Origin of the sequence: Caballeronia choica, assembly GCF_001544535.1 — a bacterium.
Lineage (GTDB): Bacteria > Pseudomonadota > Gammaproteobacteria > Burkholderiales > Burkholderiaceae > Caballeronia > Caballeronia choica.
Genome location: NZ_FCON02000001.1, coordinates 69,679 through 93,515, shown reverse-complemented (window position 1 = coordinate 93,515; position 23,837 = coordinate 69,679). Strand labels below are relative to the sequence as shown.

Below are 23,837 nucleotides of genomic sequence, written 5' to 3'. Positions count from 1 at the left end.
CCTCATCGGGCAAAGGCAGCGGGAAAGGCGTTTCGGACGGGTAGCGCGGACGTGCGGACGGAGGCGCGCAAAGCGCTCGCGGCATGAACAAAACGAAGGGGAGACAACAGAAAAAAGCAGAAACAAACAGAAAAAAGCGGAAGGTGACGAGCCCGACCCTCGGCACTGGCGGAAAACGGCTGTGGCTGCTTCGTTCCCGACCTGACCAGGTTGACCGCGCCGCCATGCGAGGAGGCCCGTCACGGCGGATTGTATCATCGGGCTCGGCTTAACGCACCTGCTGCTTCGAACGCGCGCCCGCAAGGTCGTGACAGGCACGCTCGATAGCCACTGCAACCGCCTCTTGCGCTTTGCGTTTCCGCCCGCAAATGCGGCCTATCGGCTCCGGGCAACGGATAGCAAAGTAGGCTAAGATGACATTTGAATCACCCGTAACCGACGTGCTCCGGCACGTTCGCGGCCCGGCCGGCAATGGCTGTGCGCGTACGGTACGCGAGCGGTTTCACCCGCAGCGCAACGAAGAACTTTTCTTGTTTTGATGTATCGTGGCGAGCATTCAAACGCGGGCCTCGAATCGATAGAGGTATTCAGACAATGAGCGAATCAATCAAGCATATCAGCGACGCATCGTTCGAACAGGACGTCGTCAAGTCGGATAAACCAGTGCTGCTCGACTTCTGGGCAGAGTGGTGCGGCCCGTGCAAGATGATTGCCCCGATCCTCGATGAAGTCGCGAAGGATTATGGCGATCGCCTGCAGATCGCGAAGATCAACGTCGACGAGCATCAATCGACGCCGGTCAAGTTCGGCGTGCGCGGCATCCCCACGCTGATCCTGTTCAAGAACGGTGCAGTGGCCGCGCAGAAGGTCGGCGCACTGTCGAAGTCGCAACTCACCGCATTCCTCGACAGCAACCTGTAACACCCCACGCTGTACCCGATGCCGGACACAAGGGAAGCGTGCCGCAAAGGCACTCTTCCCTTCGCAACGAACATGACCCGCAGCGCGTGGCCCATGTTGTGAAGCGACAACATGCGCGCCCGGCCCGCAACGCCGCGCCACCCGGGGCTCGTCCGGCGTGTGCTATGCTAGAATCACAAGACTTCAAAGACGTATAAGTCCTAGAGCGGTTCCGCTCACCTCTTCTCCCAAATCTTTCTGTCGCACCTCTCTCCCTGGCGGGAAATCCGTATGCATTTATCCGAGCTCAAGTCTCAGCACGTGTCAGCACTGATCGAAATGGCCAATGGCCTCGAGATCGAAAACGCAAATCGCCTGCGCAAGCAGGAATTGATGTTTGCGATTCTCAAGAGGCGCGCCAAGACGGGCGACACGATCTTCGGCGACGGCACGCTGGAAGTCCTTCCCGACGGCTTCGGCTTCCTGCGCTCGCCCGAGACCTCGTATCTCGCGAGTACGGACGATATTTATATCAGCCCGTCGCAGATTCGCCGTTTCAATCTGCATACCGGCGACACGATCGAAGGTGAAGTGCGCACGCCGAAAGACGGCGAGCGCTATTTCGCGCTGGTCAAGGTGGACAAGGTCAACGGGCAGCCGCCCGAGGCCTCGAAACACAAGATCATGTTCGAGAACCTCACGCCGTTGCATCCGAACAAGCCGTTGCCGCTCGAGCGCGAAATGCGCGGCGAGGAAAACGTGACAGGCCGGATCATCGACATGATCTCGCCGATCGGCAAGGGCCAGCGCGGCCTGCTCGTCGCTTCGCCGAAATCGGGCAAGACGGTGATGCTGCAGCACATCGCGCATGCCATCAAGTCGAACCATCCGGATGTCGTGCTGTTCGTGCTGCTGATCGACGAACGTCCTGAAGAAGTGACCGAGATGCAGCGTTCGGTGGTCGGCGAAGTGATCGCCTCCACCTTCGACGAACCCGCCGCGCGCCACGTTCAGGTCGCGGAAATGGTGATCGAGAAGGCGAAGCGCCTGGTCGAAATGAAGCACGACGTCGTGATCCTGCTCGACTCCATCACGCGTCTCGCGCGCGCCTACAACACGGTCGTGCCGGCGTCGGGCAAGGTGCTGACGGGCGGTGTCGATGCAAACGCGCTGCAGCGTCCGAAGCGTTTCTTCGGCGCGGCTCGCAATATCGAGGAAGGCGGCTCGCTCACCATCATCGGCACGGCGCTGATCGAAACCGGCAGCCGCATGGACGACGTCATCTACGAAGAGTTCAAGGGCACCGGCAACATGGAAGTGCACCTGGAGCGCCGTCTTGCCGAGAAGCGCGTCTATCCGTCGATCAACCTGAACAAGTCGGGCACGCGCCGCGAGGAACTGCTGATCAAGCCGGACCTGCTGCAAAAAGTCTGGGTGCTGCGCAAGTTCATCCACGACATGGACGAAGTCGAAGCGATGGAATTCCTGCTCGACAAGATCCGTCAGACGAAGAGCAATTCCGAGTTCTTCGACCTGATGCGCCGCGGCGGAAGCTGATTCACGCCGCGCCTGTGCCATTCGTGCCATTTCGTGCCGCACAAGAAACCGCCCGCTTCGCCGGGCGGTTTTTTTTCGCCTGCCCTGGCTGTCATCGACAGGCTGAACATATACGTTCACGTTCATGTTGATTTATAATGCCGGGCATGTCCGATGAATCCACTCCGCTCCTGACCGTACGTGACGCCGCCGAGCGCCTCGGCGTCACGCCGCGCACGCTGAAGTATTACGAAGAACGCGGCCTCGTCACGCCGAGCCGGAGCGAGGGCCGCTACCGCTTGTACGACGAAAGCGATCTCGAGCGATTCGGTCGCATCCTGCGCCTGCGATCGCTCGGTTTTTCGCTGCACGGCATCGTCGAGATGCTGAAGCGCCCGCTCGAATCGACCGACGCCGGCGGCAAACGCTACTCCAGCGAATCGCTCGACGAAATCCGCAGCGGGCTGCAACAGCAACTCGACGCGCTCGAGGCCCGCATCGAAAGCGTACGTCGCGAATTGAAGGAAGCGCAGACCGTTCGCGCCGAACTGCGGCACGACCTCGATTATGTCGAGGCGCGGCTCGCCGGAACGCCCGCCGACGAACTCCTCGCGCAGCGCAAACATGCCCGCGTGGCGTCCACAGCGTCCGCGGCGTCGAAAACCAAGCGCACGCGAAGCGGCGGCGCATGAGTTCGCCGGCAGTGTCCGCCGTCCGGCTGCGCGGCGATTTGTTCCCCTGGGTGCTCGCGCTCGCGACCGGCCTCGACTACTTCGACAACGCCATCTTCTCCTTCTTCGCGAGCTATATCGCGGGCGGCGTCAATGCGTCGCCGGATGAGCTCGTCTGGTCGTCGAGCGCCTATGCGGTCGCGGCCGTCCTCGGCATCCTCCAGCAACAATGGTGGGTCGAACGGCTCGGCCATCGGCGCTATATCGCCGGGTGCCTGTTGCTCTACGCGGCGGGCGCCGCGATGTCGGCGCTTAGCGACTCGTCGTGGCAGCTGATGTTCACGCGCGGTTTCCAGGGCTATTTCATCGGGCCGATGATGGGCGCCTGCCGCATCCTGATTCAGAGCAGCTTCGCGCCGCAGCAGCGCGCGAGCGCGCTGCGCTCGTTTCTCGCGATGATCATCCTGAGCAGCGCATTGGCGCCGCTCGCCGGCGGCTTCCTCATCGCCCACTTCGACTGGCGCGCGATCTTCTTCTGCACCGCGCCGGCCGGTGTCGCCTTCGCCGTGTTTGCGTTCTTCGTGCTGCCCGACTCCGGCAACGTGGTGCGCGAAACGCGCGGAGAATCGAATTTCTGGCCGTATCTGCTGTTCGCGTTCGCGCAGGGCGCGCTGCAAATCGTGATGCAGCAGGTCCGCTTCCAGCTTTTCACGACATCCCCGCTGCTAATCCTGCTGACCGTTGCCGGCATCGGGGCGCTGGCCTGGTTCGTCTGGCACCAGTGGCATCATCCCGCGCCGCTCGTTCGCCTGCACGCGCTGCGCGAGCGCACGTTCCAGGTCGGACTGCTGCTCTACATGTTCTATTACTATGAGTCGACTGGTTTCAGCTATCTGATCTCGCGCTTCCTCGAACAGGGCTTGAGCTATCCCGTCGAGAATGCCGGACGGCTTGTCGGCGTGTGCTCGCTGATCTCGGGCACCGCGCTTTTCGCCTATTTCCGCTACGCGAAGCTCCTGCCGCGCAAGAAGTGGATCATCGTGCCGGGGTTCGCCATCGCGGCGCTCGTCGCGTGGATGATGACGCGCATGTCGCCGGCCGTCGGACAGTCGGCGCTGATCCTGCCGATGCTCCTGCGCGGCCTCCTGCTGCTTTTCATCGTGCTGCCGGTCGCCAACCTGACGTTCCGCATCTTCGCCATCGAGGAATTCACGCACGGTTATCGCCTGAAGAACATCGTGCGGCAAGTGACGATATCGTTCGCCACGGCGTCGGTGATCATCGTCGAGCAGCATCGGCAGGCGCTGCATCAGTTGCGACTCGCCGAGTGGGCAAATCCGTACAATCCTGTGTTCCAGCGCACGATCGAAGCGCTCGCGAATGGTTTTGCCGCAGCCGGCCGCAGCGCCGCCGAGGCGCATTCGCTCGCGATCGTCGGCGTCAGCCGGATGGTCGCGCAGCAGGCGGACTTCCTGGCGTCGCTGGACGGCTTCTACTTCCTGATGGGCGTGGCGCTCGTCGGGGGCATTTTCGCGTGCTGGCAAAAACAGATCGACTGAACGATGCCCAATCCTTTCTCCCGATGGTTCGGCGCCCAGCGCCGCGAGCGGGCGCTGCGCAAATATGCGATCGACGACGCCCTCTGGCAAAGCACGCTCGACGCGCTGCCGTTCTTCGGCCATCTCGCGCCGGCCGATCTCACCCGTCTGCGCGAAGACGCGAGCCTCTTCATCGCGCAGAAAGAATTTTCGACCGCGCACGATCTGCAGCTCACCGACACGATGATCGTCTCGATCGCCGCGCAGGCGTGCCTGCCGGTGCTGAACCTGAGCCTCGACCTGTATCGCGGCTGGGTCGGCGTGATCGTCTATCCGGGCGAGTTCGTGATCCGCAAAACGGTGGAGGATGAAACGGGCGTCGTCCACGAGGTCGAGCACGACGCGAGCGGCGAGGCGTGGGAAGGCGGGCCGGTCGTGCTGTCGTGGGAAGACGCGCAGATGACGGACGAAACGGACGCCTACAACGTGGTGATCCACGAGTTCGCGCACAAGATCGACATGGTGAACGGCGAGGCGGACGGCCATCCGCCGCTCTTTCGCCGCTGGCACGCGCCGCTCGATGCAAACGCATGGTCCGACGTCTTCGACCACGCCTACGACCATTTCTGCGCGCAGGTGGACGCGGTGCCGGCACGCCGCTGGAGCCGCTTCGAGCGCGATTCGTTGATCGACCCGTACGCGGCCGACCATCCGTCGGAGTTTTTCGCCGTGTGCAGCGAGGCGCTTTTCGTCACGCCGCACGCGTTCGAGGCGGCATACCCCGAACTGTACCGGCTGCTCGCGCGCTATTACCGGCAGGACCCGGCTGGCGTCGGCGCGCTGGACGCCTGAGCGCATAATGAACCGCCCGAAAACATGCCAAACGACTGATTTTCTGGCATAATCGCCGTTTTTCGACCCTAGGCAAGTGACTCGCTCAAGACCGCGTCTGAATCGTCCGGACGCAACGAGCAGGTTGGCTACCGCCAGATACCAGGAAAGACCATGAAAGAAGGCATTCACCCGAATTACCGCGAAGTCCTGTTCGTCGACATGTCGAACGACTTCAAGTTCGTGACGCGTTCCACCATCAACACGCGCGAAACCGCCGAGTTCGAAGGCAAGACCTACCCGCTCGCGAAGATCGAAGTGTCGTCGGAATCGCATCCGTTCTACACCGGCCAGCAAAAGATCATGGACACGGCCGGCCGCGTCGAGAAGTTCAACAAGAAGTTCGCAGCGTTCTCGTCGAAGAAGTAAGACGGCAGCGTTTCACGGTTGGCGCGAGACGCCGATCCGGCAAAAAAGGGCAGCGAAAGCTGCCCTTTTTTGTCGCCGCTCACTTTGGGCGCCACCTGCTGCTTTCGTCGCAACCGTGAAGCGATGTTGCGGCTGGTTACATCGGTTGCGCCTCGCCTGTGACGTGCGCTGCGGCTCGCGTCTACAATGCCGCATGTTCACGCGCGGCCCTTGGCTTCCCGCAATAGCGGCAATACCCGCGCCGCGCGCGCTGCCTCGAAGTCGATCGATCCGCCTCTCCACCCTCAGCTCCTTTTCGCATGCGATCTGTCGTCCGCCTGACCGCTTCCGCCACCAGCGCCCTGCCGCGCTGGCTCCTGCTCGCCATCTGTATCGTCTATGCGTCGTTCGGGCTGTTCGGCCGCGACCCGTGGAAGAACGAAGACGCGGCGGGCTTCGGCGTGATGTGGACGATGGCCAACGGCGACGCGAAGGACTGGCTGCTGCCGAATCTCGTCGGCAAGGCGCTCACCGGCGACGGCCCGCTGATGTACTGGCTCGGCGCGACCTCGATTCGCCTGCTGAGTCCGTGGGTCGATGCGAGCAATGCGTCGCGCGTCGTGACCGGCCTGCTCTTTTGCCTCGCGTGCGCCTTCGTCTGGTACACCGCCTACCTGCTCGGCCGGCGCGACGAAGCGCAGCCGTTCAAATACGCATTCGGCGGCGAGCCGGAACCGCGCGACTACGGCCGCACGCTCGCCGACGGCGCGCTCTTGATTCTCCTCGCTTGCTTCGGGCTCGCCGAGCGCGGCCACGAAACTACGCCGCAACTCGCGCAGTTCGCGGGCAGCGCGATGCTCGTGTACGGCCTCGTGCGCAGCATCGACAAGCCGGTCCAGGGCGCGCTGACCTGGGGCGCGGCAATCGGCGTGGTCGGCTTGTCGAGCAGTCCGGTGCTGGTCTTCGCGCTCCTCCTCTCCACGCTGGCGATGACGATCATCGTGCGACAGGTGCGGCCGTTGCCGCTCGTGATCATGGGGCTGCCGGTCGCTGTCGCGCTGATTGCCGCGTGGGTGCTGCCGACGCTGCACTTCTATCCCGACGACGGCGAATGGTGGCTGCGCCAGTGGTGGCGCAACAGTTTCCACACGTTCACCGGGCCGCCCACCGAAGTGCTCGGCTACGCGATGAAGAACCTGCCGCTCTTCACGTGGCCTGCCTGGCCGCTCGCGATCTGGACGTTCGTGAGCTGGGGCGGACAGCGCCGTTCGCCGCACGTCGCGGTGCCGCTGTCGGTCATCGGGCCGCTGCTCGTGCTCGTCGTCCTGCAAAGCCACGAGACGAACCGCCTCTTCATGCTGCTGTTGCCGCCGCTGTCGGTGCTCGCGACCTTCGCGCTGCCGACCCTGAAGCGCGGCGCGATCAACGCGATCGACTGGTTCGCGATGCTGAGCTTCACGATCCTCGGCACCTTCGTGTGGCTCGTCTGGACGGCCGGCATGATCGGCTTTCCCGCGCCGCTCGCGCGCAATCTCGCACGGCTCGCGCCGGGCTTTCACCCCGAGTTCAAGGTCCTGTCGTTCGTCTGCGCGGTGGCGGTCACGCTCTGCTGGTTCCTGCTTGCGCGCTGGCGCCTCGCTCGTCATCCGAAGGTGCTGTGGCGCAGCGTCGTGCTGTCGAGCGCCGGCACCACGCTGATGTGGGTGCTGCTCATGACGCTGTGGCTGCCGGTCGTGAACTACAGCCGGACCTATCGCGACGTCGCCGAGCAGATCGCCGACCATCTGCCGCCCGACTACAGCTGCATCTCGCCGGTGCGCCTCGGCGACGCGCAGATCGCGACGTTCGCTTACTTCGGCGGCATGCACTTCTCCTTCGACGAAGACTGCGACGTGTTGTTGCGCCAGGATCGCTCGGATTACGGCGAGCCGTCGACGCTGTCGGCGTTCGTGTGGAAGCTCGTCTGGGAAGGCCGGCGCGTCGCCGACCGCGACGAGCGCTTCCGGCTCTATGTGCGTCTCGAGCGCCCGGTTCCGCCCGTGAAGAAGCCGCGCCCGAAGACGCTGCGCCAGCCTTGACGCGATGCAGCCGGCGTTTCATGTAATTCTCGCCGACGTTCGCAAGATCGCGTCGCTTGCGTGGCCGGTGCTGATCGGCCAACTGGCGATCATTGCCTTCGGCGTGATCGACACCGCGATGGTCGGCCGCTTCTCGGCCACCGATCTCGCGGCGCTCGGGCTCGGGTCGTCGGTATATATCTCGATCTATATCGGACTGACCGGCATCCTGGTCGCGCTGCAGCCGATCGCCGGCCAGTTGTTCGGCGCGGCGCGCGAGAAGGAGATCGGCGAGGAAGTGCGCCAGGCGCTCTGGCTCGCGGCGGTGCTCGCCGTCATCGGCTTCGTGCTGCTCTATTTCCCCGAGCCGCTGCTCGGTCTCGCCGACGCCCCGCCCGCGTTGCACGAGCGCACGGTCCAGTATCTGCGGATCGTGTCGTTCGGGCTGCCGGCGAGCCTCGTCTTTCGCGTCTACGGTTCGCTTGCGAACGCGGTCGGCAAGCCGCGGCTCGTGATGTTCCTGCAAGTGGGCGCTTTGATCGTCAAGGTGCCCCTCAATACCTGGTTCATCTTCGGCGGCCTCGGCGTACCGGCGCTCGGCGGCCCGGGCTGCGCTCTCGCGAGCACGCTCATCAACGGGATGCTCGCCGTGGTCGGCATGACGGTGCTCGTCAAGTTCGAGTTCTTCCGTCCGTTCGCGATCTTTTCGCATTTCTGCTGGCCGGTGTGGAAGCGTCAGGCGGCTCTCCTCAAGCTCGGCATTCCGATGGGGCTGTCCTACCTGATCGAAGTGACGTCATACACGTTCATGGCGCTCTTCATCTCGCGCTTCGGCACGACGACGCTCGCCGGTCACCAGATCGCCGGCAATCTCGGGGCCGTGCTCTACATGACGCCGCTCTCGATCGGCATCGCTTCGTCGACGCTCGTTTCGCAGGCGCTCGGGGCGCAACGGTTCGATGCGGCCGCCTCGCTCTCGCGGCACGGCATCGCGCTCGCGACGCTGATCGCGTGCGTCTACGGGACGCTCGTGCTCGTGCTCAGGCCGCACATCATCGCGGCCTACACGCCGAACGATGCCGTGATCGCGGCGGCGATGCCGCTCGTGCTGATCATCGTGTTCTATCACCTCTTCGACGCGCTCCAGATCTCGACCGCCTTCATCCTGCGCGCCTACAAGGTGACGCTGGTGCCGACCGTGATCTACGCGCTGGCGCTCTGGGGCATCGGGCTCGGCGGCGGCTATCTGCTCGGCTTCAACGTGGGCGGCGCCGTGCCGCTTTGGCTGCGGGGCGCGCGCGGCTTCTGGTTCGCGAATACGGCGAGCCTCGGCGTCGCGGGCGTTGGGCTCTTTCTTTACTGGCGGCGTGTCAGCACACGCCATATCCCGGTGACGAGGAAACCGGCTGGCGTGCGGAGTTAGCATCGAACGCAATATGTGCTCGTCAACCTGTCGTCCGATGCACGCCGACTGAAAGGATTGTGTAGCGCTCCGGTAGAATCGGCCGAATCTGCCGATCCGGGAGCGAGCGCGAATGAGCCGCGTCAAAGCAAAACAACAATGGATTCTGGTCGCGACGGCCGTTCTTGCCGCCGTCGTCTTCGGCAGCGCGATGCATCGCGCCGACGCCGCGCGCGCCGTGAGCGTATCGCCGCAGGGCAAGGTCGCGCAGGTGCGGCAGGTGGTCGTCAAGTTCGACGAGGCGATGATCGCGTTCGGCAGTCCGGGCGCGCAGGCGCCCGCGAAGGTCAGTTGCAGCGGCCCGACGCAAGCTGCCGGCACGGCGCGCTGGATCGATGCGAAAACCTGGGCCTACGATTTCGCGAACGATCTTCCGCCCGGCGTGAAATGCGCCGTCGACTTGAACGACGGCCTCAAGTCCGTCGCGGGTGTCGCGCTCAACGGCAAACGCAGTTTCGCCTTCGAGACGGGCGGCCCGTTCGTCACCCGCGTGATCCCGGATGGCGGCGAGATCGAGGAAGACCAGGCGTTCGTGCTGCGCCTGAACGGCCCGGCCACCGATGCGTCGGTACTCGCGAATGTCTGGTGCGAATCGAGCGGGCTCGGCAACCGCATTCCGGTGCGCCTGACCGACGCCGCCACGCGCGCCGCCCTCCTCAAGCATTTCCGGCTCGACAAGCAAAGCGATCGCGTACTCACGCTCGCGTGCCAGCAGACGCTCCCTTCCGCGACGAAGATGCAGCTCGTGTACGGCGCGGGCGTCGCGGGGCCGGGCGGCGTCGCGAACGACGTCGAAAAGCGCTTCGACTTCACCGTGCGCGCGCCCTTCACCGCGAGCTTTTCGTGCGAGCGCGAGAACGCGAAAGCGCCCTGCACGCCGCTACGTCCGCTGCGGCTGCGCTTTTCCGCGCCGATCGATCGCGCGGAGGCCGCGAAGATCGTGCTGCGCGGTCCCGCGGGCCAAGTCGCGCCTCATTTCGACAGCAACGACAAGAGCGCCGAAGTCGACGCCATCGAGTTCGCGGCGCCGCTGCCCGAACACGCGGCGTTATCGATCGAATTGCCCGCGAACCTGAAGGACTCGAGCGGCCGCAAGCTCGCGAACGCCGACCTCTTCCCGCTCAAGACCCCGACCGCGCCGATGCCGCCGCTCGCGAAGTTTTCGTCGTCGACGTTCGGCATCATCGAGCGCTTCGCCGAGCCGAACATGCCCGCGATGCTGCCCGTCACGCTGCGCCACGTCGAGGCCGACCTGCATGTGCAGGGGCTCAACTCGGGCACGTCGCGCGTGACGAAGCTGAAGGTCGATGCCGACGAGGACATCCGCCGCTGGATGCGCACCGTCGATCGTTTCGACGGCACGTCGATGGCGCGCTCCGACATCGAAAAGCAAATGCCGCAGGCGCTCGCAAACGGCACCGCGCCGGTGTATGCGCCGAACAGCAGCGCCGACGACCCGCAGATCGACGTGCGCTCGCTGTCCTTGCTCGCGGGGCAAGCCGGCGTCGAGGCGCTGAGCCTGCCGGCCGCCGACCCGAAGTCACTGAGGCCGTTCGAAGTCGTCGGCATTCCGCTCGCCAAGCCGGGCTTCTATGTCGTCGAACTGGCGTCGCCGGCGCTCGGAAGTTCGCTGCTCGGCAAGCCGCAGTCCATGTATGTGCGCACGTCGGTGCTGGTCACGAACCTTGGCGTGCACTTCAAGCAGGGCCGCGAGAACAGCGTCGTGTGGGTGACCGCGCTCGACAGCGGCAAGCCCGTGCCCAGCGCGCAAGTGCGCGTGACCGACTGCAACGGCGATCAACTGGCGGTCGGCAAGACCGACGCGAGCGGGCTCGTCACGATCAGCAAGCCGCTCGCGCCCTTGCGTCCCTGCGATGAAAACAGCTTCAGCTACGACGGCTTCTTCGTATCGGCGCGCGTGAACGATCCCGCCACCGGCCCCGACATGGCATTCGTGCGCTCGGACTGGAATCGCGGCATCGAGTCGTGGCGCTTCAACGTGCCGACCGACATGAGCCTCGACCAGACGACGCGCGCGCATACCGTCTTCGACCGGACGCTCGTGCGCGCGGGCGAGACGGTGTCGATGAAGCACCTGATGCGGGTCGAGACGCTCGATGGCTTCAGGTTTCCCGAGCGCTATCCGTCGCGGGTGACGATCCGGCACGAGGGCAGCGGGCAGACCTATCACTTGCCGCTGACCTGGGCCGCCGATCATAGCGCCGATTCCACGTTCCCGGTGCCGGCCGCGGCGAAGCTCGGTGAATACAGCGTGTCGCTCGATGACGGCTCCGCGTCCGGCGACGACGAAGGCTCGGCCGGTTCGACGACCTACACCGGCAGCTTCCGCGTCGAGGAGTTTCGCCTGCCGGTCTTCAAGGGCTCCATCGCCGTGCGCGACCAGAAGACCGGCGCGCTCGTCGCGGCAAAGGAAGCGCCGCTCGCGGTGCAGATCGAATATGTGGCGGGCGGGCCGGCGTCGAACCTGCCGGTGCAGGTATCGGCGCTGCTCAAGGACACGTCGCCCGCGTTCGCGTCGCAGTACGAGGGATTCAGCTTCGCGCCGTACCGCAAGCCCGCCGACAACGGCGCGAGCGCTTCCACCGACGATGAAGAGAACGCGCAGGAAGAGACCTCGACGGCGAAACTCGTCGCCGACAAGCTGCCCGTCACGCTCGATCGCAACGGCGCGGGCACGCTCGCGCTGAAGTCGCTGCCGGCCGTCGACGCACCGAAGCGCCTCGCGCTCGAAGCGACCTTCGCCGACCCCAACGGCGAGATCCAGACGATTCGCGGCGATGCCACGCTCTGGCCCGCCGCGGTCGCGGCCGGCATCAAGGCGGGGCAATGGGTATCGGTCGGCAACGCTGTGCCGGTGCAGGCGCTCGCCGTCGATCTGCAGGGCAAGCCGCGCGCGGGCGTGGCGCTCGAGCTTCGCGGCGTCGCACGGCTGATGTCGAGTTCGAGAAAGCGCATGGTCGGCGGCTTCTACGCCTACGACAACCACACCGAAACCCGCGACCTCGGCACGCTGTGCAGTGGCAAGAGCGACGACCACGGCCTCTTCTCGTGCGAAGCGAACCTCAAGGACGCGGGCAACATCGACCTGATCGCCGTCGCGAAAGACGGCGACGGCCGCGAAGCCAACGCAACCACGTCGGTGTGGGTCACGCGCGAGGACGAACTGTGGTTCGGCGGAGAAAACACCGACCGCATCGACGTGCTGCCCGAAAAAACCCACTACGAAGCGGGAGAAACGGCGCGCTTCCAGGTGCGCATGCCGTTCCGCTTCGCGACCGCGCTCGTGGCGGTCGAGCGTGAGGGCGTCGTGGAAACGCGGGTCGTCGAACTGAACGGCAAGGACCCGACCGTCGAACTGCGCGTGAAGGATTCGTGGGGGCCGAATGTCTACGTGTCCGTGCTTGCGCTGCGCGGGCGGATTCACGAAGTGCCGTGGTACTCGTTCTTCACGTGGGGCTGGAAGGCGCCGCTCGAATGGGCCCATGCGTTCTGGTACGAAGGCCGCCAGTACGAGGCGCCGACGCCGCTCGTCGATTTGTCAAAGCCCGCGTTTCGCTACGGGCTCGCCGAGATCAAGGTCGGCACGGCGGCGCACAAGCTCGCCGTCACGGTGACGCCCGATGCGAAATCGTACGCCGTGCGCGCGAAGGCGCATGTGAAGGTGCGCGTGGTGCTGCCCGGCGGCAAGCCCGCGCCGGCGGGCACGCAGATCGCGCTCGCGGCCGTCGATGAAGCGCTGCTCGAACTGATGCCGAACCGAAGCTGGGACGTGCTCGACGCCATGCTGCAACGGCGCGCCTATGGCGTCGAGACGTCGACGGCGCAAATGGAGATCATCGGGCGCCGGCATTTCGGTCGCAAGGCGGTGCCGGCGGGCGGCGGCGGCGGACACAGCGCGACGCGCGAACTGTTCGACACGCTGCTCTTGTGGAACCCGCGCGTCGCGCTCGACGCGAACGGCGAGGCATCCGTCGAGGTGCCGCTGAACGACGCGCTGACGAGCTTTCGCATCGTCGCAATCGCGACGGTCGGCGCGGGGAAGTTCGGCAGCGGCAGCACGTCGATCCGCAGCACGCAGGATTTGCAGTTGATTTCCGGGCTGCCGCCGCTCGTGCGGGTCGGCGATGCGTTCCGCGCGCAGTTTACGCTGCGCAATACGACCTCGCGCAAGATGCAGGTCGTCGTGACGCCGCATGTGGCGACGCTCGACCTGCCCGCGCAGACGATTGAACTTGGCGCCGATTCGTCGCAGGAAGTCGCGTGGAATGTCACCACGCCCGATGCGCTCGGCGCGGCTTCATCGGCGGCGTTGATATGGAATGTGAGCGCGGTCGAGCAAGGCGGCGCGAAGGCCAGCGACAACGTCAAGCTGACCCAGCGCGTGACGGCCGCGATTCCCGTGACGGTTCAGCAGTCGACGCTCGCCCAGGTCGACGGCACGCTCACGCTGCCGGTCGCGCCGCCCGCCGATGCCACGTCGTCGAGCGATGGCGTCGTGCGCGGCGGCATCGCGGTGTCGTTGCAGCCGAAGCTGGCCGACGGCCTGCCCGGCGTGCGCCGCTGGTTCGAGCGCTATCCGTATAGCTGTCTCGAACAGCAGAGCTCGCGCGCGCTCGGTCTCGCCGATGCCGCGCAATGGCAGACGGTGATCGCGCGCATGCCGTCGTACCTGGACCGCGACGGGCTGGCGAACTATTTCCCGCCCGCCGACGACGACAAGCCCACCGGCAGCCCGACGCTTTCGGCGTATCTGCTCGCGGCGTCGGACGAGGCGTCGAAGGCGGATCGCCGCTTCGCGCTCCCCGACGACATCCGCGGCAAGCTGGCGGCGGGACTCGTCAATTTCGTCGAAGGGAAGATCCAGCGCAATGTCTGGGCGCCGCGCCAGGATCTCGACCTGCGCAAGCTCGCGGCGATCGAGGCGTTGTCGCGTTTCGGCCTCGCGGCGCCGCGCATGGTCGGGTCGATCACCATCGCGCCGGATCAGTGGCCGACCTCCGCGCTCCTCGACTACTACGCGATCCTCTCGCGCGTCGATGGCATCGCGGGCCGCGACGACAAGCGCGCGCAAGTCGAGCAGATCCTGCGCGCGCGGCTCACGTATCAGGGCACGCGTCTCACCTTTTCCACCGAACGCGACGACGATCTCTACTGGCTCATGACCGGCACGGAATCGAACGCCGCGCGCACCGCGCTGCTGTTCGCCGATGCGCCGGGCTGGAAGGACGAGATGCCGCGTCTCGTCGGCGGGTTGCTGGCGTTGCAGAAGAACGGCGCATGGCAGACGACCACCGCGAACCTCTGGGGCACGCTCGCCGTCGAGCGCTTCTCGCGCGTGTTCGAAAGCACGCCGGTAAGCGGGCAGACGAAGGTTCAACTGGGGTCCGACGTGAAGACGCTGACGCCGCCCGCCAGCACGACGCTGCCGTGGTCGTCCGGCGCGCTCACCGTGACGCAGGAAGGCAGCGGCAAGCCGTGGGCGACGGTCGAAAGTCTGGCGGCGGTCGCCCTGAAGGCACCGTTTGCGGCGGGCTATCGGATCACGAAGACCGTGACGCCCGTCGATCCGGCCGTCAAGGGCGCGCTCTCGCGTGGCGACCTCGTGCGCGTGCGGCTCGACATCGATGCGCAAAGCGACATGACGTGGGTGGTCGTCAACGATCCTATTCCGGCGGGCGCGACGATTCTCGGCTCGGGACTCGGCCGCGATTCGGAGAGCGCCACCGCAGGCGAGCAACGTCCACAAGGCGCGTGGCCGGCGTTCGTCGAGCGCGGCTTCGATGGCTATCGCGCGTATTACGACTATCTGCCGAAGGGCAAGCTGCAGGTCGAATACACGGTGCGGCTGAACAACGCCGGCACGTTCGGCCTGCCGCCGACGCGCGTCGAAGCGCTCTATGCGCCCTCCGCGTTCGGCGCTGTCCCGAATGCGCCCGTCGTCGTGAAACCGCTCGCCGCGAAGTGACATCATGAAACGCGCTGCGTGCCTCGTCATCGGATGCCTGCTGGTGCAGGCGGCGCACGCATGGCCCACGTTCGACGAAGTGCGCGGCAACTGGCGCGGTTCCGACTGGGTGCTGCTCGATCGCGAAGGCGAACCACTGCAGCGCGTGCGCATCGACAAAACCGCGCGGCGCGGCGACTGGGTCGCGCTCGCCAACATCTCGCCGGCGTTGCGCGAGGCGATCGTCGTGTCGGAGGACAAGCGCTTTTACGAGCATGGCGGCGTCGACTGGAGAGGCGCGGCCGCCGCCGCGTGGGCCAACCTGTGGAACACGCGCACGCGCGGCGCATCGACGGTGACGATGCAACTCACCACGCTCATCGACGACGAAGGTAAGCGGCCGGGCCGCCGCTCCGTCGGAGAAAAGGCGCAGCAGACGGTCGGCGCGCTGTGGCTCGACCACGCGTGGCGCAAGGACCAGATTCTCGAGGCGTATCTCAATCTCGTGCCGTTTCGCGGGGAAATCGTCGGGTTGTCGGCGCTGTCGCAGACCTTGTTCGGCAAGGCGCCTTCGGGGCTGAACGAACGCGAGGCCGCGCTCACCGCCGCGCTCGTGCGCGCGCCGAATGCGCCGTATGCGAAGGTCGCCGCGCGCGCGTGCGTGATCCTGCGCGAGATGCGCGACCCGCGCGTCGCCGACCCTTGCGCGAACCTCGACAGCTACGTGCAGTTGACGTTGACGCGCACCGCATCGGCGTCCGTGGTGTCGTCGGACTATGACGCGCTCGCGCCGCATTTCGCGCGCCGTGTCGCGGGTGAAGTGCATCCGGCAGCGGGCGAGCACGTTCGATCCACGCTCGATGCAAAGCTCCAGCGCTATGCCCGCGACACGCTCGCGCGCACGCTCACCGAACTCAATTCGCGCGCCACGCCGCGCAACGTGCACGATGGCGCGGCGATCGTCATCGACAACCACACCGGAGACGTGCTGGCGTGGGTCGGCTCGGCGGGCGGCTTCTCGAACGCGCCGGACGTCGATGCGGTGCTCGCCGCGCGGCAGGCCGGTTCGACGCTCAAGCCCTTCCTCTATGCACAGGCCATCGACGAGAAACGGCTCACCGCCGCCACGCTGCTCGACGATGCCCCGCTCGACCTCGCGGCCGGTGGCGGCCTCTATATTCCGCAGAACTACGATCACGATTTCAAGGGCTGGGTGAGCGTGCGCACGGCGTTGGGCTCGTCGCTGAACGTGCCGGCCGTGCGCGCGCTCGTGATGGTCACGCCGCATCGCTTCGCGAAGACGCTCGTCGCGCTCGGCCTGCCGCTCACGCAAGCCGGCGATTACTACGGCTTCAGCCTCGCGCTCGGCAGCGCCGACGTCACGCTGCTTTCGTTGACCAACGCCTATCGCGCGCTGGCGAACGGCGGCATCGCACAATCGACTCGCGACGTCGCGCGACAGGCCGCGCCGCCGCAGGGCGCGCGGGTGTTCAGCCCCGAAGCGAGCTTCATCGTCACCGACATCCTCGCCGACAACAACGCGCGCACCCGCACGTTCGGCTTCGACAGCGTGCTCGCGACACGCTTTTTCAGCGCCGTGAAGACGGGCACCAGCAAGGACATGCGCGACAACTGGGCGGTCGGCTATTCGTCGCGCTATACGGTCGGCGTGTGGGTCGGCAACGCGGACGGCGCGCCGATGTGGGACGTCTCCGGCGTCACCGGCGCGGCGCCCGTGTGGGCCGCGCTCGTCAACTACCTGCATCGTCGCGTCGCGAGCCGTGAACCCGCGGCGCCCGCTGGCGTCGTCAGGACGCACATTGCTTATCAGGATCGCATCGAGCCATCGCGCGACGACTGGTTCCTGCGCGGCACGCAAATGACGAACATCGGATTGTCGGCGGCGGCATCAGCGGCAGCGTTCGATGCGTCCGGCAGCCAGGGCGCCGCGAAAATCGGCTCGCCCACCGACGGCACCATTTTCGCGCTCGACCCGGACATTCCGGCGTCGGCGCAACGCGTGTGGTTCGAAAGCGCGGGCGGCGCTGCGGGAGCCAACGCCTGGCAGCTCGACGGCAAGCCGCTTTCGCGCGCCGCGCGCGTCGCGTGGCTGCCGTGGCCGGGTCGTCACACGCTTGAGCTCGTCGATGCGAAGGGTGTCGTGATCGACAAGGTCGGCTTCGAAGTGCGCGGGGCGTTCGCCCGTGCATCGGCACCGAAGCCGCTGCGCAATGCGTCACGATCCGCCAGTTCGCTGTCGAATCCGGCTCAATGACGCCTGTGTGATGTCGCGAGAAACATCCGGACCACGAAGTTTTTTTGTCATCGTCGCAAACGAAGTCATCGCCCGGCGCGCGGCAACGTTAAATATTGTGCGGCCGCGCGATGCCATCGGCAGGGTCGGGCAAAATGCGGCCCTTTATCGTCCGGCGCGATTTTTGTCCTATGCTTAACGGCGCCGATCGAGTTCGCCCGTCCGACTTTTCAATCTAGCTCTCTTTCTGGAGTGCCTGTCATGCTGAAAAAGCTGCTGATGCTGTGCGTTGCGCTTATGCTGTCCGTGGGCGCGGCGTTCGCGGCCGTCGATGTCAACACCGCCGATCAGGCCGCGCTCGAGTCCGTCAAGGGCCTGGGACCGGTGAAGTCGCAAGCGATCATCGAAGAACGCACGAAAAACGGCCCGTACAAGGACGCCGACGATCTCGCCAACCGCGTCAAGGGTCTCGGCACGAAGTCGGTGGCGAATCTGGAGAGCGCTGGCCTGACCATCGGCGGCTCGTCCGCGCCGCCGACCGGCAAGCCCGCCGCGACCCAAGGCGCCACGACACAAGGTGCCGCGCCGGCGAAATCCACGGTCAAGTCGTCGGCCGCCGCGACAGCCGCGACATCGCCTGCCGCCACGACCGCGACCACGCCGGCGGTCACGCCCGCATCGGCGACCAAGCCGACCAAGGCATCGAAGAAGGCGAGCGCCTCGGCGGTTGCGGCCTCCGGGACGGCAACGACAACGACAACGGCAGCGGCGACGACGCCGGCCGCGGCATCGGGCACGAAGGCGACCAAGGCATCGAAGAAAGCCGCCGCCGCGGAAGCCGCGTCCGGCGCCAGCGACACGAAGCCGGCCAAGTCGAAGAAGAAAAAGGACAAGGCCGCGAGCAGCGCCGCAGCGAGCCAGTGACACGGCTTTCGATGAACCCGTGATGAACCAATGAGCGAACCGGCACTCGATATCCCGGTGCTCGGTTCGTGAAGCCGGATCGTCCAATCGGCGTGCAGCGCCCGCGCAGCAGTATCATTCTCGATCGCCCACCTGGGCGGTCGGCGCATCCCGTCGGGGCGCAACGTGAGGAACAGGCACGCAGCGCCACGTCGGCATCCAACTCGCATCATCTCGCAGTGAGACAGCCATGAGCCTACTTGATACCCTCGCATCCTCCCTCGGCAAATCGTCGCCTGAAGGCGGCGGCGGCTCCTCCGCCCTGATCGCCATGGCGATGGAGTTCGTCAACAACCAGCCAGGCGGACTGAATGGCCTGATCCAGCGCTTTCACGAGCAAGGCGCCGGTGACATCGTTTCATCGTGGATCGGCACCGGCGAGAACAAGCCGGTCAGCCCGGACACCGTCACCAACGTGCTCGGCGCCGACAAGGTCGACGAACTGGCGCAAAAGGCCGGCGTGCCGGGCGACCAGTTGTCGGGCATGCTGGCGTCGGTGCTGCCGCATCTCGTCGACCGCGCGACGCCCAACGGCGAAGTGCCCGCCGAAGGCAAGCTCGACCTGACCAGCGTGCTGGGTTCGCTCGGCGGCCTGGCAGGTCTGTTCGGCAAGAGCGAAGGCGACAAGAACGCCTGAGCCTCGTGACGGGCTCGACGCCGCCGGCGCGAAAGCGCCGGCGGCGTTTTCATTTGGAGAGCTTCTGCACCATCTCGGCGATGATCGTATGGCGGATCACGCGCAGGCAGGTCAGTTCGCCGCCGAGCGTCGCGGCGAGCGCGGGATTCGCCGCGAGCAAGGCGGCGTTTTCCGCTTCGACTTGCGCATACAGGTCGGCCGCCGCCTTCGCGATGGTGCCGGCGAACGTATCGAGCAGGCGCTCGGCCGTTTTTCTCGCGATGCCGAGCACGTCGGCGGCGCGCAACATCAGCGCGCGGTCGAAGTCGGCGTAATGGCGCGCGTCGAGCACGTCCCATGCAAACGCGGCCCTGCCCGGCCAGTCGCCCTTCTGATACGACGGCGTGCCATACGCGGCGACGCTCAGCAGATCGTAGAACGGCGCGAGCTGGATGCCGTCGTGAGAGACGAGAAAGCTCAGGTTCTTGAGATGCGCGTCCGAATTGCCGACAAGCACATTGAACACGAGCCACGAAAAGAGCCGCGTTCTCGCCGACGCCTGATTGCGGCAACGCGCCGCAATCGACGCAAGCTGCTCGACGCTGCCCTGCTCGTATTTGAACGTGCGGGCGAGATCGAGCAACTGGCAGGCGTCGATCGAATGCAGGCGGCGCCACGAACCCAAGCGCTCTTCGCGATCGAAGCGGTCGACGAGATACACCGGCGACGGCACATAGCGCCGATGCACCGCCGGCACGTCGAGCCGCACCTTTGCCGCGAGTTTCATCACGAACCATTCGTTGATGACGGAATGCGGATAGTCGTCGGTGTCCTGGTGATTCGGCTTCAGGATATGCGTCGACGGCGCCGGACCGGCCGGTTCGTACAACGCGTCGCCGCGCAACACGACGGCGAGCTTGTGCTGCGCGCCCGCGAGCGACATGCGCTTCGGCGCATCGTGCGTAAGCGGCACGCGCGGCAAGGCGTCGATGCGCGCCTGCAAGGCTTCGTCGGTGAGACGGCGTTCGGTGAGCGTATTCGGCTGCGCCGCGCCCGGCGGGACCAGCGTCACCGATCCCGCCGATTCCGCGCCGTAATGCGCGAGCAGCGCGAAGGCATCGGCTTCGTTGCGGATCGCGGCATCGCGGGCGAGCAGCGTGCGCTGACCTTCCTCGGGCAGCAGATTGTCGAAATACCATTGGACCGAGCGGCGCGTACTGCCGTCGCGGCAGGTTTCATCGATGAGTGGCAACGCCGGACTCAGCCCATAGCTGTCGGCGCGCTGGCGCCACGCCGGGAGATAGGTGAACGCCCAGATGTCGTTGTCCGCGTCGAGCGTGCCGACTTCAGCGTCGTTGATGCTCGCGATCAGGCTGCGCTTTGCGGGCGGCGTGGTTTGGGGCGCGGCCGGACGCGCCGTTGCTGCGCTTTCCGGGATCAACGAGCCATGCTCCGGCACGCCGGTGTTCGTTTGGTCAGCCATCCGTCTTCCCCTGCGCGGTCTTGCGCTTTTCCGCCCGCTCGACGCGCGCATAGCGCTTCAATTCCTCGCTCGCGAAGAGTTCGCCGGCGGCCTCCGGAATGTCGACGCTGACCCGCACGCCCAGCCCTTCGAGCACCTGGAACAATTTGCCCCAGTGCACGCTTTCCGCGCCTTTTTCGACCTTTCCCAGGAAACTCTCGCTCACGCCGATGCTGCCGGCGGCATCGTCCTGCCGAAGGCGCTGGGCCTTGCGCGCGGCGCGCACCGCGACGCCGATGTCATGCGAATCAACGATCTCGATTTTCATCCGAAAAATCCTTTTGACCGCAGAGATAATAGCATCGTCGCGCAGAGTACATCGCGTATCCATTCGATTGCATGGATTTTAGCAGGTGACGTGCCTTGCGCGCTAAAATCGGTGCGATTGCAAGGATAAATTGCCTACGCCTTCGGCGCCAGCGACTTATCCTTGCAATCGCAAATAAAAAAGGCAGCGAATCCCTCCGCTGCCCTTCGACCTGCCAACCGCCTTCGCGCTTTAATGAACGACGCGGTCGAACACAAACTTCCCTTCCCTCACATCGACCGGGATCACGTCCTTCGGACCGAATTTTCCGGCCAGAATCAGCTTGGCCACCGGATTCTCGATCTCCTGCTGGATCGCGCGCTTCAACGGCCGCGCACCGAAATGCGGGTCGTAGCCGACCTTGCCGATCTGCTCGAGCGCCGCATCCGACACATCGAGTTGCATGTCGAGCTTCGCCAGCCGGTCGTGCAGACGCTGAAGCTGGATCTTCGCGATCGACTGGATATTGTTGCGGTCGAGCGAATGGAACACGACCACGTCGTCGATCCGGTTCAGGAACTCAGGCCGGAAATGCAGTTTGACCTCTTCCCACACCGCGTCCTTCACGGTCTCGTGCGGCTCGCCGACCATCGACTGGATCGTGTGCGACCCGAGATTCGACGTCATCACGATCACCGTGTTCTTGAAGTCGACCGTGCGCCCCTGGCCATCGGTCATGCGGCCATCGTCGAGCACCTGCAGCAGCACGTTGAACACGTCCGGATGCGCCTTCTCGATTTCGTCGAGCAGGATCACGCTGTACGGCTTGCGACGCACCGCTTCGGTCAGATACCCGCCTTCCTCATAGCCGACGTAGCCCGGCGGCGCGCCGATCAGCCGCGCGACGCTGTGCTTCTCCATGAACTCGCTCATGTCGATGCGGATCAGGTGATCCTCCGAATCGAACAGGAACGCGGCGAGCGCCTTGCACAACTCGGTCTTGCCGACGCCCGTCGGCCCGAGGAACAGGAACGACCCATACGGCCGGTTCGGGTCCGAAAGCCCGGCGCGCGAACGGCGGATCGCATCGGCGACGGCGCCGATCGCTTCGTCCTGGCCGACCACGCGCTCATGCAGCTTGCCTTCGATCTGCAAGAGCTTTTCGCGCTCGCCTTGCATCATCCGCGACACGGGAATGCCGGTGGAACGCGACACCACTTCCGCGATTTCCTCCGCGCCAACCTGCGTGCGCAACAGCCGCGGACGCGTCGGATTGCTCTGCTCGGTGGCTTCCGCCTGCGTGACCTGCTTCAGGCGCGATTCGAGTTCGGGCAGCTTGCCGTACTGCAACTCGGCGACTTTTTCGAGCTTGCCTTCGCGCTGCAAACGGACGATGTCCGCCCGCACCTTCTCGATCTCTTCCTTCAACTGCGCGCTGCCCTGCACCGCGGCTTTCTCGGCGGTCCAGATTTCCTCGAGATCGGAATACTCGCGATTCAGCCGCTCGATTTCCTCCTCGATCAGTTGCAGGCGCTTCTGGGATGCTTCGTCCTTTTCCTTCTTGACGGCTTCGCGCTCGATCTTCAACTGGATCAACCGGCGATCGAGCCGGTCCATTTCTTCCGGCTTCGAATCGATTTCCATCTTGATCTTCGAGGCCGCCTCGTCGATCAGGTCGATCGCCTTGTCGGGCAGGAAACGGTCGGTGATATAGCGATGCGACAGTTCCGCCGCCGCGACGATCGCCGGATCGGTGATATCGACGCCGTGGTGCAGTTCATACTTTTCCTGCAAGCCGCGCAGGATCGCGATGGTCGCCTCGACCGACGGCTCATCGACCAGCACCTTCTGGAAACGCCGTTCGAGTGCCGCGTCCTTCTCGATGTACTTGCGGTATTCGTCGAGCGTGGTTGCGCCGACGCAATGCAGTTCGCCGCGCGAGAGCGCCGGTTTCAGCATGTTGCCCGCGTCCATCGCGCCCTCGGCCTTGCCCGCGCCGACCATCGTATGGATCTCGTCGATGAAGACGATGGTTTGCCCTTCGTCCTTCGCGATGTCCTTCAGGACGGCCTTGAGCCGTTCCTCGAACTCGCCGCGATACTTCGCGCCGGCGAGCAGCGCGGCCATGTCGAGCGACAGCACGCGCTTGCCCTTGAGCGTCTCCGGCACCTCGCCGTTGACGATGCGCTGCGCGAGCCCTTCGACGATCGCCGTCTTGCCGACGCCCGGCTCGCCGATCAGCACCGGATTGTTCTTCGTGCGGCGCTGGAGAATCTGGATCGAGCGGCGGATTTCGTCGTCGCGGCCGATCACCGGGTCGAGCTTGCCTGCGCGGGCGCGCTCGGTCAGGTCGACGGTGTACTTCTTGAGCGCCTCGCGCTGGCTTTCGGCGTCCTGGTTGTCCACCTGCGCGCCGCCGCGCACCGCGTTGATCGCGGCTTCGAGCGCCTTGCGCGTCAGGCCGTGCTGCTTGGCGATGCGGCCGGTTTCGCCCTTGTCGTCGGCGACGGCGAGCAGGAACATCTCGCTCGCGATGTAGGTGTCGTTCAGCTTTTGCGCTTCCTTGTCGGCGCTGTTCAGCAGCCCGGCGAGGTCGCGGCTCACCTGCACGTTGCCGTCCGTGCCGCGTACTTGCGGGAGACGCGTCATCGCGTCGTTGAGCGCGGTTTGCAGCGCCTGCACCTGCACACCCGCGTGCGACAGGAGCGAGCGCGCCGAACCGTCCTGCTGCGCGATCAGCGCGGACAGCAGGTGGGCCGGTTCGATGTATTGGTTGTCATGTCCGACGGCGAGACTTTGCGCGTCGGACAGCGCTTCCTGGAACTTCGTAGTTAGCTTGTCGATTCTCATTATTGAGACCTCCAGAT

Annotated in this window: 15 protein-coding genes and 1 other RNA gene; 12 read left to right on the top strand and 4 right to left on the bottom strand. The window is 65.4% G+C overall.

Annotated features, from left to right (window positions below):
* Positions 1-142: 142 nt before the first annotated feature.
* Positions 143-241: signal recognition particle sRNA small type (gene ffs / locus AWB68_RS00395), an RNA gene on the bottom strand.
* Positions 242-594: 353 nt separating this feature from the next.
* Between ffs and trxA the strand changes: the two genes are divergently transcribed.
* From trxA to AWB68_RS00335, 12 genes are all read left to right on the top strand, one after another.
* Positions 595-921 (top strand): thioredoxin TrxA, encoded by a 327-nt coding sequence (gene trxA / locus AWB68_RS00390; protein ID WP_008349330.1) that lies wholly within the window; start codon positions 595-597, stop codon positions 919-921.
* A 270-nt stretch (positions 922-1,191) separates the two neighbouring features.
* On the top strand, positions 1,192-2,457 hold the full coding sequence (gene rho / locus AWB68_RS00385; RefSeq protein ID WP_087642383.1) for a transcription termination factor Rho: 1,266 nt from the start codon (positions 1,192-1,194) through the stop codon (positions 2,455-2,457).
* Positions 2,458-2,603: 146 nt separating this feature from the next.
* Positions 2,604-3,128 (top strand): MerR family transcriptional regulator, encoded by a 525-nt coding sequence (locus tag AWB68_RS00380; protein ID WP_374729540.1) that lies wholly within the window; start codon positions 2,604-2,606, stop codon positions 3,126-3,128.
* Positions 3,125-4,666: an MFS transporter gene (locus AWB68_RS00375; protein ID WP_087642381.1), complete on the top strand. Its 1,542-nt coding sequence runs from the start codon at positions 3,125-3,127 to the stop codon at positions 4,664-4,666. The genes AWB68_RS00380 and AWB68_RS00375 overlap by 4 nt, the downstream gene beginning before the upstream one ends.
* A gap of 3 nt (positions 4,667-4,669) precedes the next feature.
* Positions 4,670-5,497 carry a M90 family metallopeptidase gene (locus tag AWB68_RS00370; protein WP_087642380.1) on the top strand — a complete coding sequence of 276 codons (828 nt, stop codon included), beginning with the start codon at positions 4,670-4,672 and terminating at the stop codon, positions 5,495-5,497.
* A gap of 153 nt (positions 5,498-5,650) precedes the next feature.
* The gene (locus AWB68_RS00365; RefSeq protein ID WP_087642379.1) at positions 5,651-5,905 is read left to right on the top strand and encodes a type B 50S ribosomal protein L31; all 255 of its coding nucleotides are present in this window, start codon (positions 5,651-5,653) and stop codon (positions 5,903-5,905) included.
* Between the two features lie 299 nt (positions 5,906-6,204).
* Positions 6,205-7,962, top strand: coding sequence for an ArnT family glycosyltransferase (locus AWB68_RS00360; protein ID WP_087642378.1), 1,758 nt, complete (start codon positions 6,205-6,207; stop codon positions 7,960-7,962).
* 25 nt (positions 7,963-7,987) lie between these two features.
* Entirely contained in the window at positions 7,988-9,364 is a 1,377-nt protein-coding gene (locus tag AWB68_RS00355) for an MATE family efflux transporter (RefSeq protein WP_087642511.1), read from the top strand.
* A gap of 112 nt (positions 9,365-9,476) precedes the next feature.
* Positions 9,477-15,389, top strand: coding sequence for an alpha-2-macroglobulin family protein (locus AWB68_RS00350; protein WP_087642377.1), 5,913 nt, complete (start codon positions 9,477-9,479; stop codon positions 15,387-15,389).
* A 4-nt stretch (positions 15,390-15,393) separates the two neighbouring features.
* Complete coding sequence (gene pbpC, locus AWB68_RS00345) at positions 15,394-17,643, top strand: penicillin-binding protein 1C (RefSeq protein ID WP_087642376.1); 2,250 nt, start codon at positions 15,394-15,396, stop codon at positions 17,641-17,643.
* A gap of 240 nt (positions 17,644-17,883) precedes the next feature.
* Complete coding sequence (locus tag AWB68_RS00340; RefSeq protein ID WP_087642375.1) at positions 17,884-18,546, top strand: ComEA family DNA-binding protein; 663 nt, start codon at positions 17,884-17,886, stop codon at positions 18,544-18,546.
* 229 nt (positions 18,547-18,775) lie between these two features.
* On the top strand, positions 18,776-19,222 hold the full coding sequence (locus AWB68_RS00335) for a YidB family protein (protein WP_087642374.1): 447 nt from the start codon (positions 18,776-18,778) through the stop codon (positions 19,220-19,222).
* A gap of 49 nt (positions 19,223-19,271) precedes the next feature.
* On the opposite strand, the gene AWB68_RS00330 is transcribed toward AWB68_RS00335, so the two are convergent.
* The 3 genes from AWB68_RS00330 to clpB all read right to left on the bottom strand — a co-directional run bounded on the left by AWB68_RS00330 (position 19,272) and on the right by clpB (position 23,820).
* Positions 19,272-20,684, bottom strand: coding sequence for a HipA domain-containing protein (locus tag AWB68_RS00330; RefSeq protein WP_087642373.1), 1,413 nt, complete (start codon positions 20,682-20,684; stop codon positions 19,272-19,274).
* Complete coding sequence (locus tag AWB68_RS00325; protein ID WP_087642372.1) at positions 20,677-20,991, bottom strand: helix-turn-helix domain-containing protein; 315 nt, start codon at positions 20,989-20,991, stop codon at positions 20,677-20,679. Before AWB68_RS00325 ends, AWB68_RS00330 begins: the two co-directional genes overlap by 8 nt.
* Positions 20,992-21,222: 231 nt before the next feature.
* On the bottom strand, positions 21,223-23,820 hold the full coding sequence (gene clpB, locus AWB68_RS00320; RefSeq protein WP_087642371.1) for an ATP-dependent chaperone ClpB: 2,598 nt from the start codon (positions 23,818-23,820) through the stop codon (positions 21,223-21,225).
* Positions 23,821-23,837 lie beyond the last annotated feature (17 nt).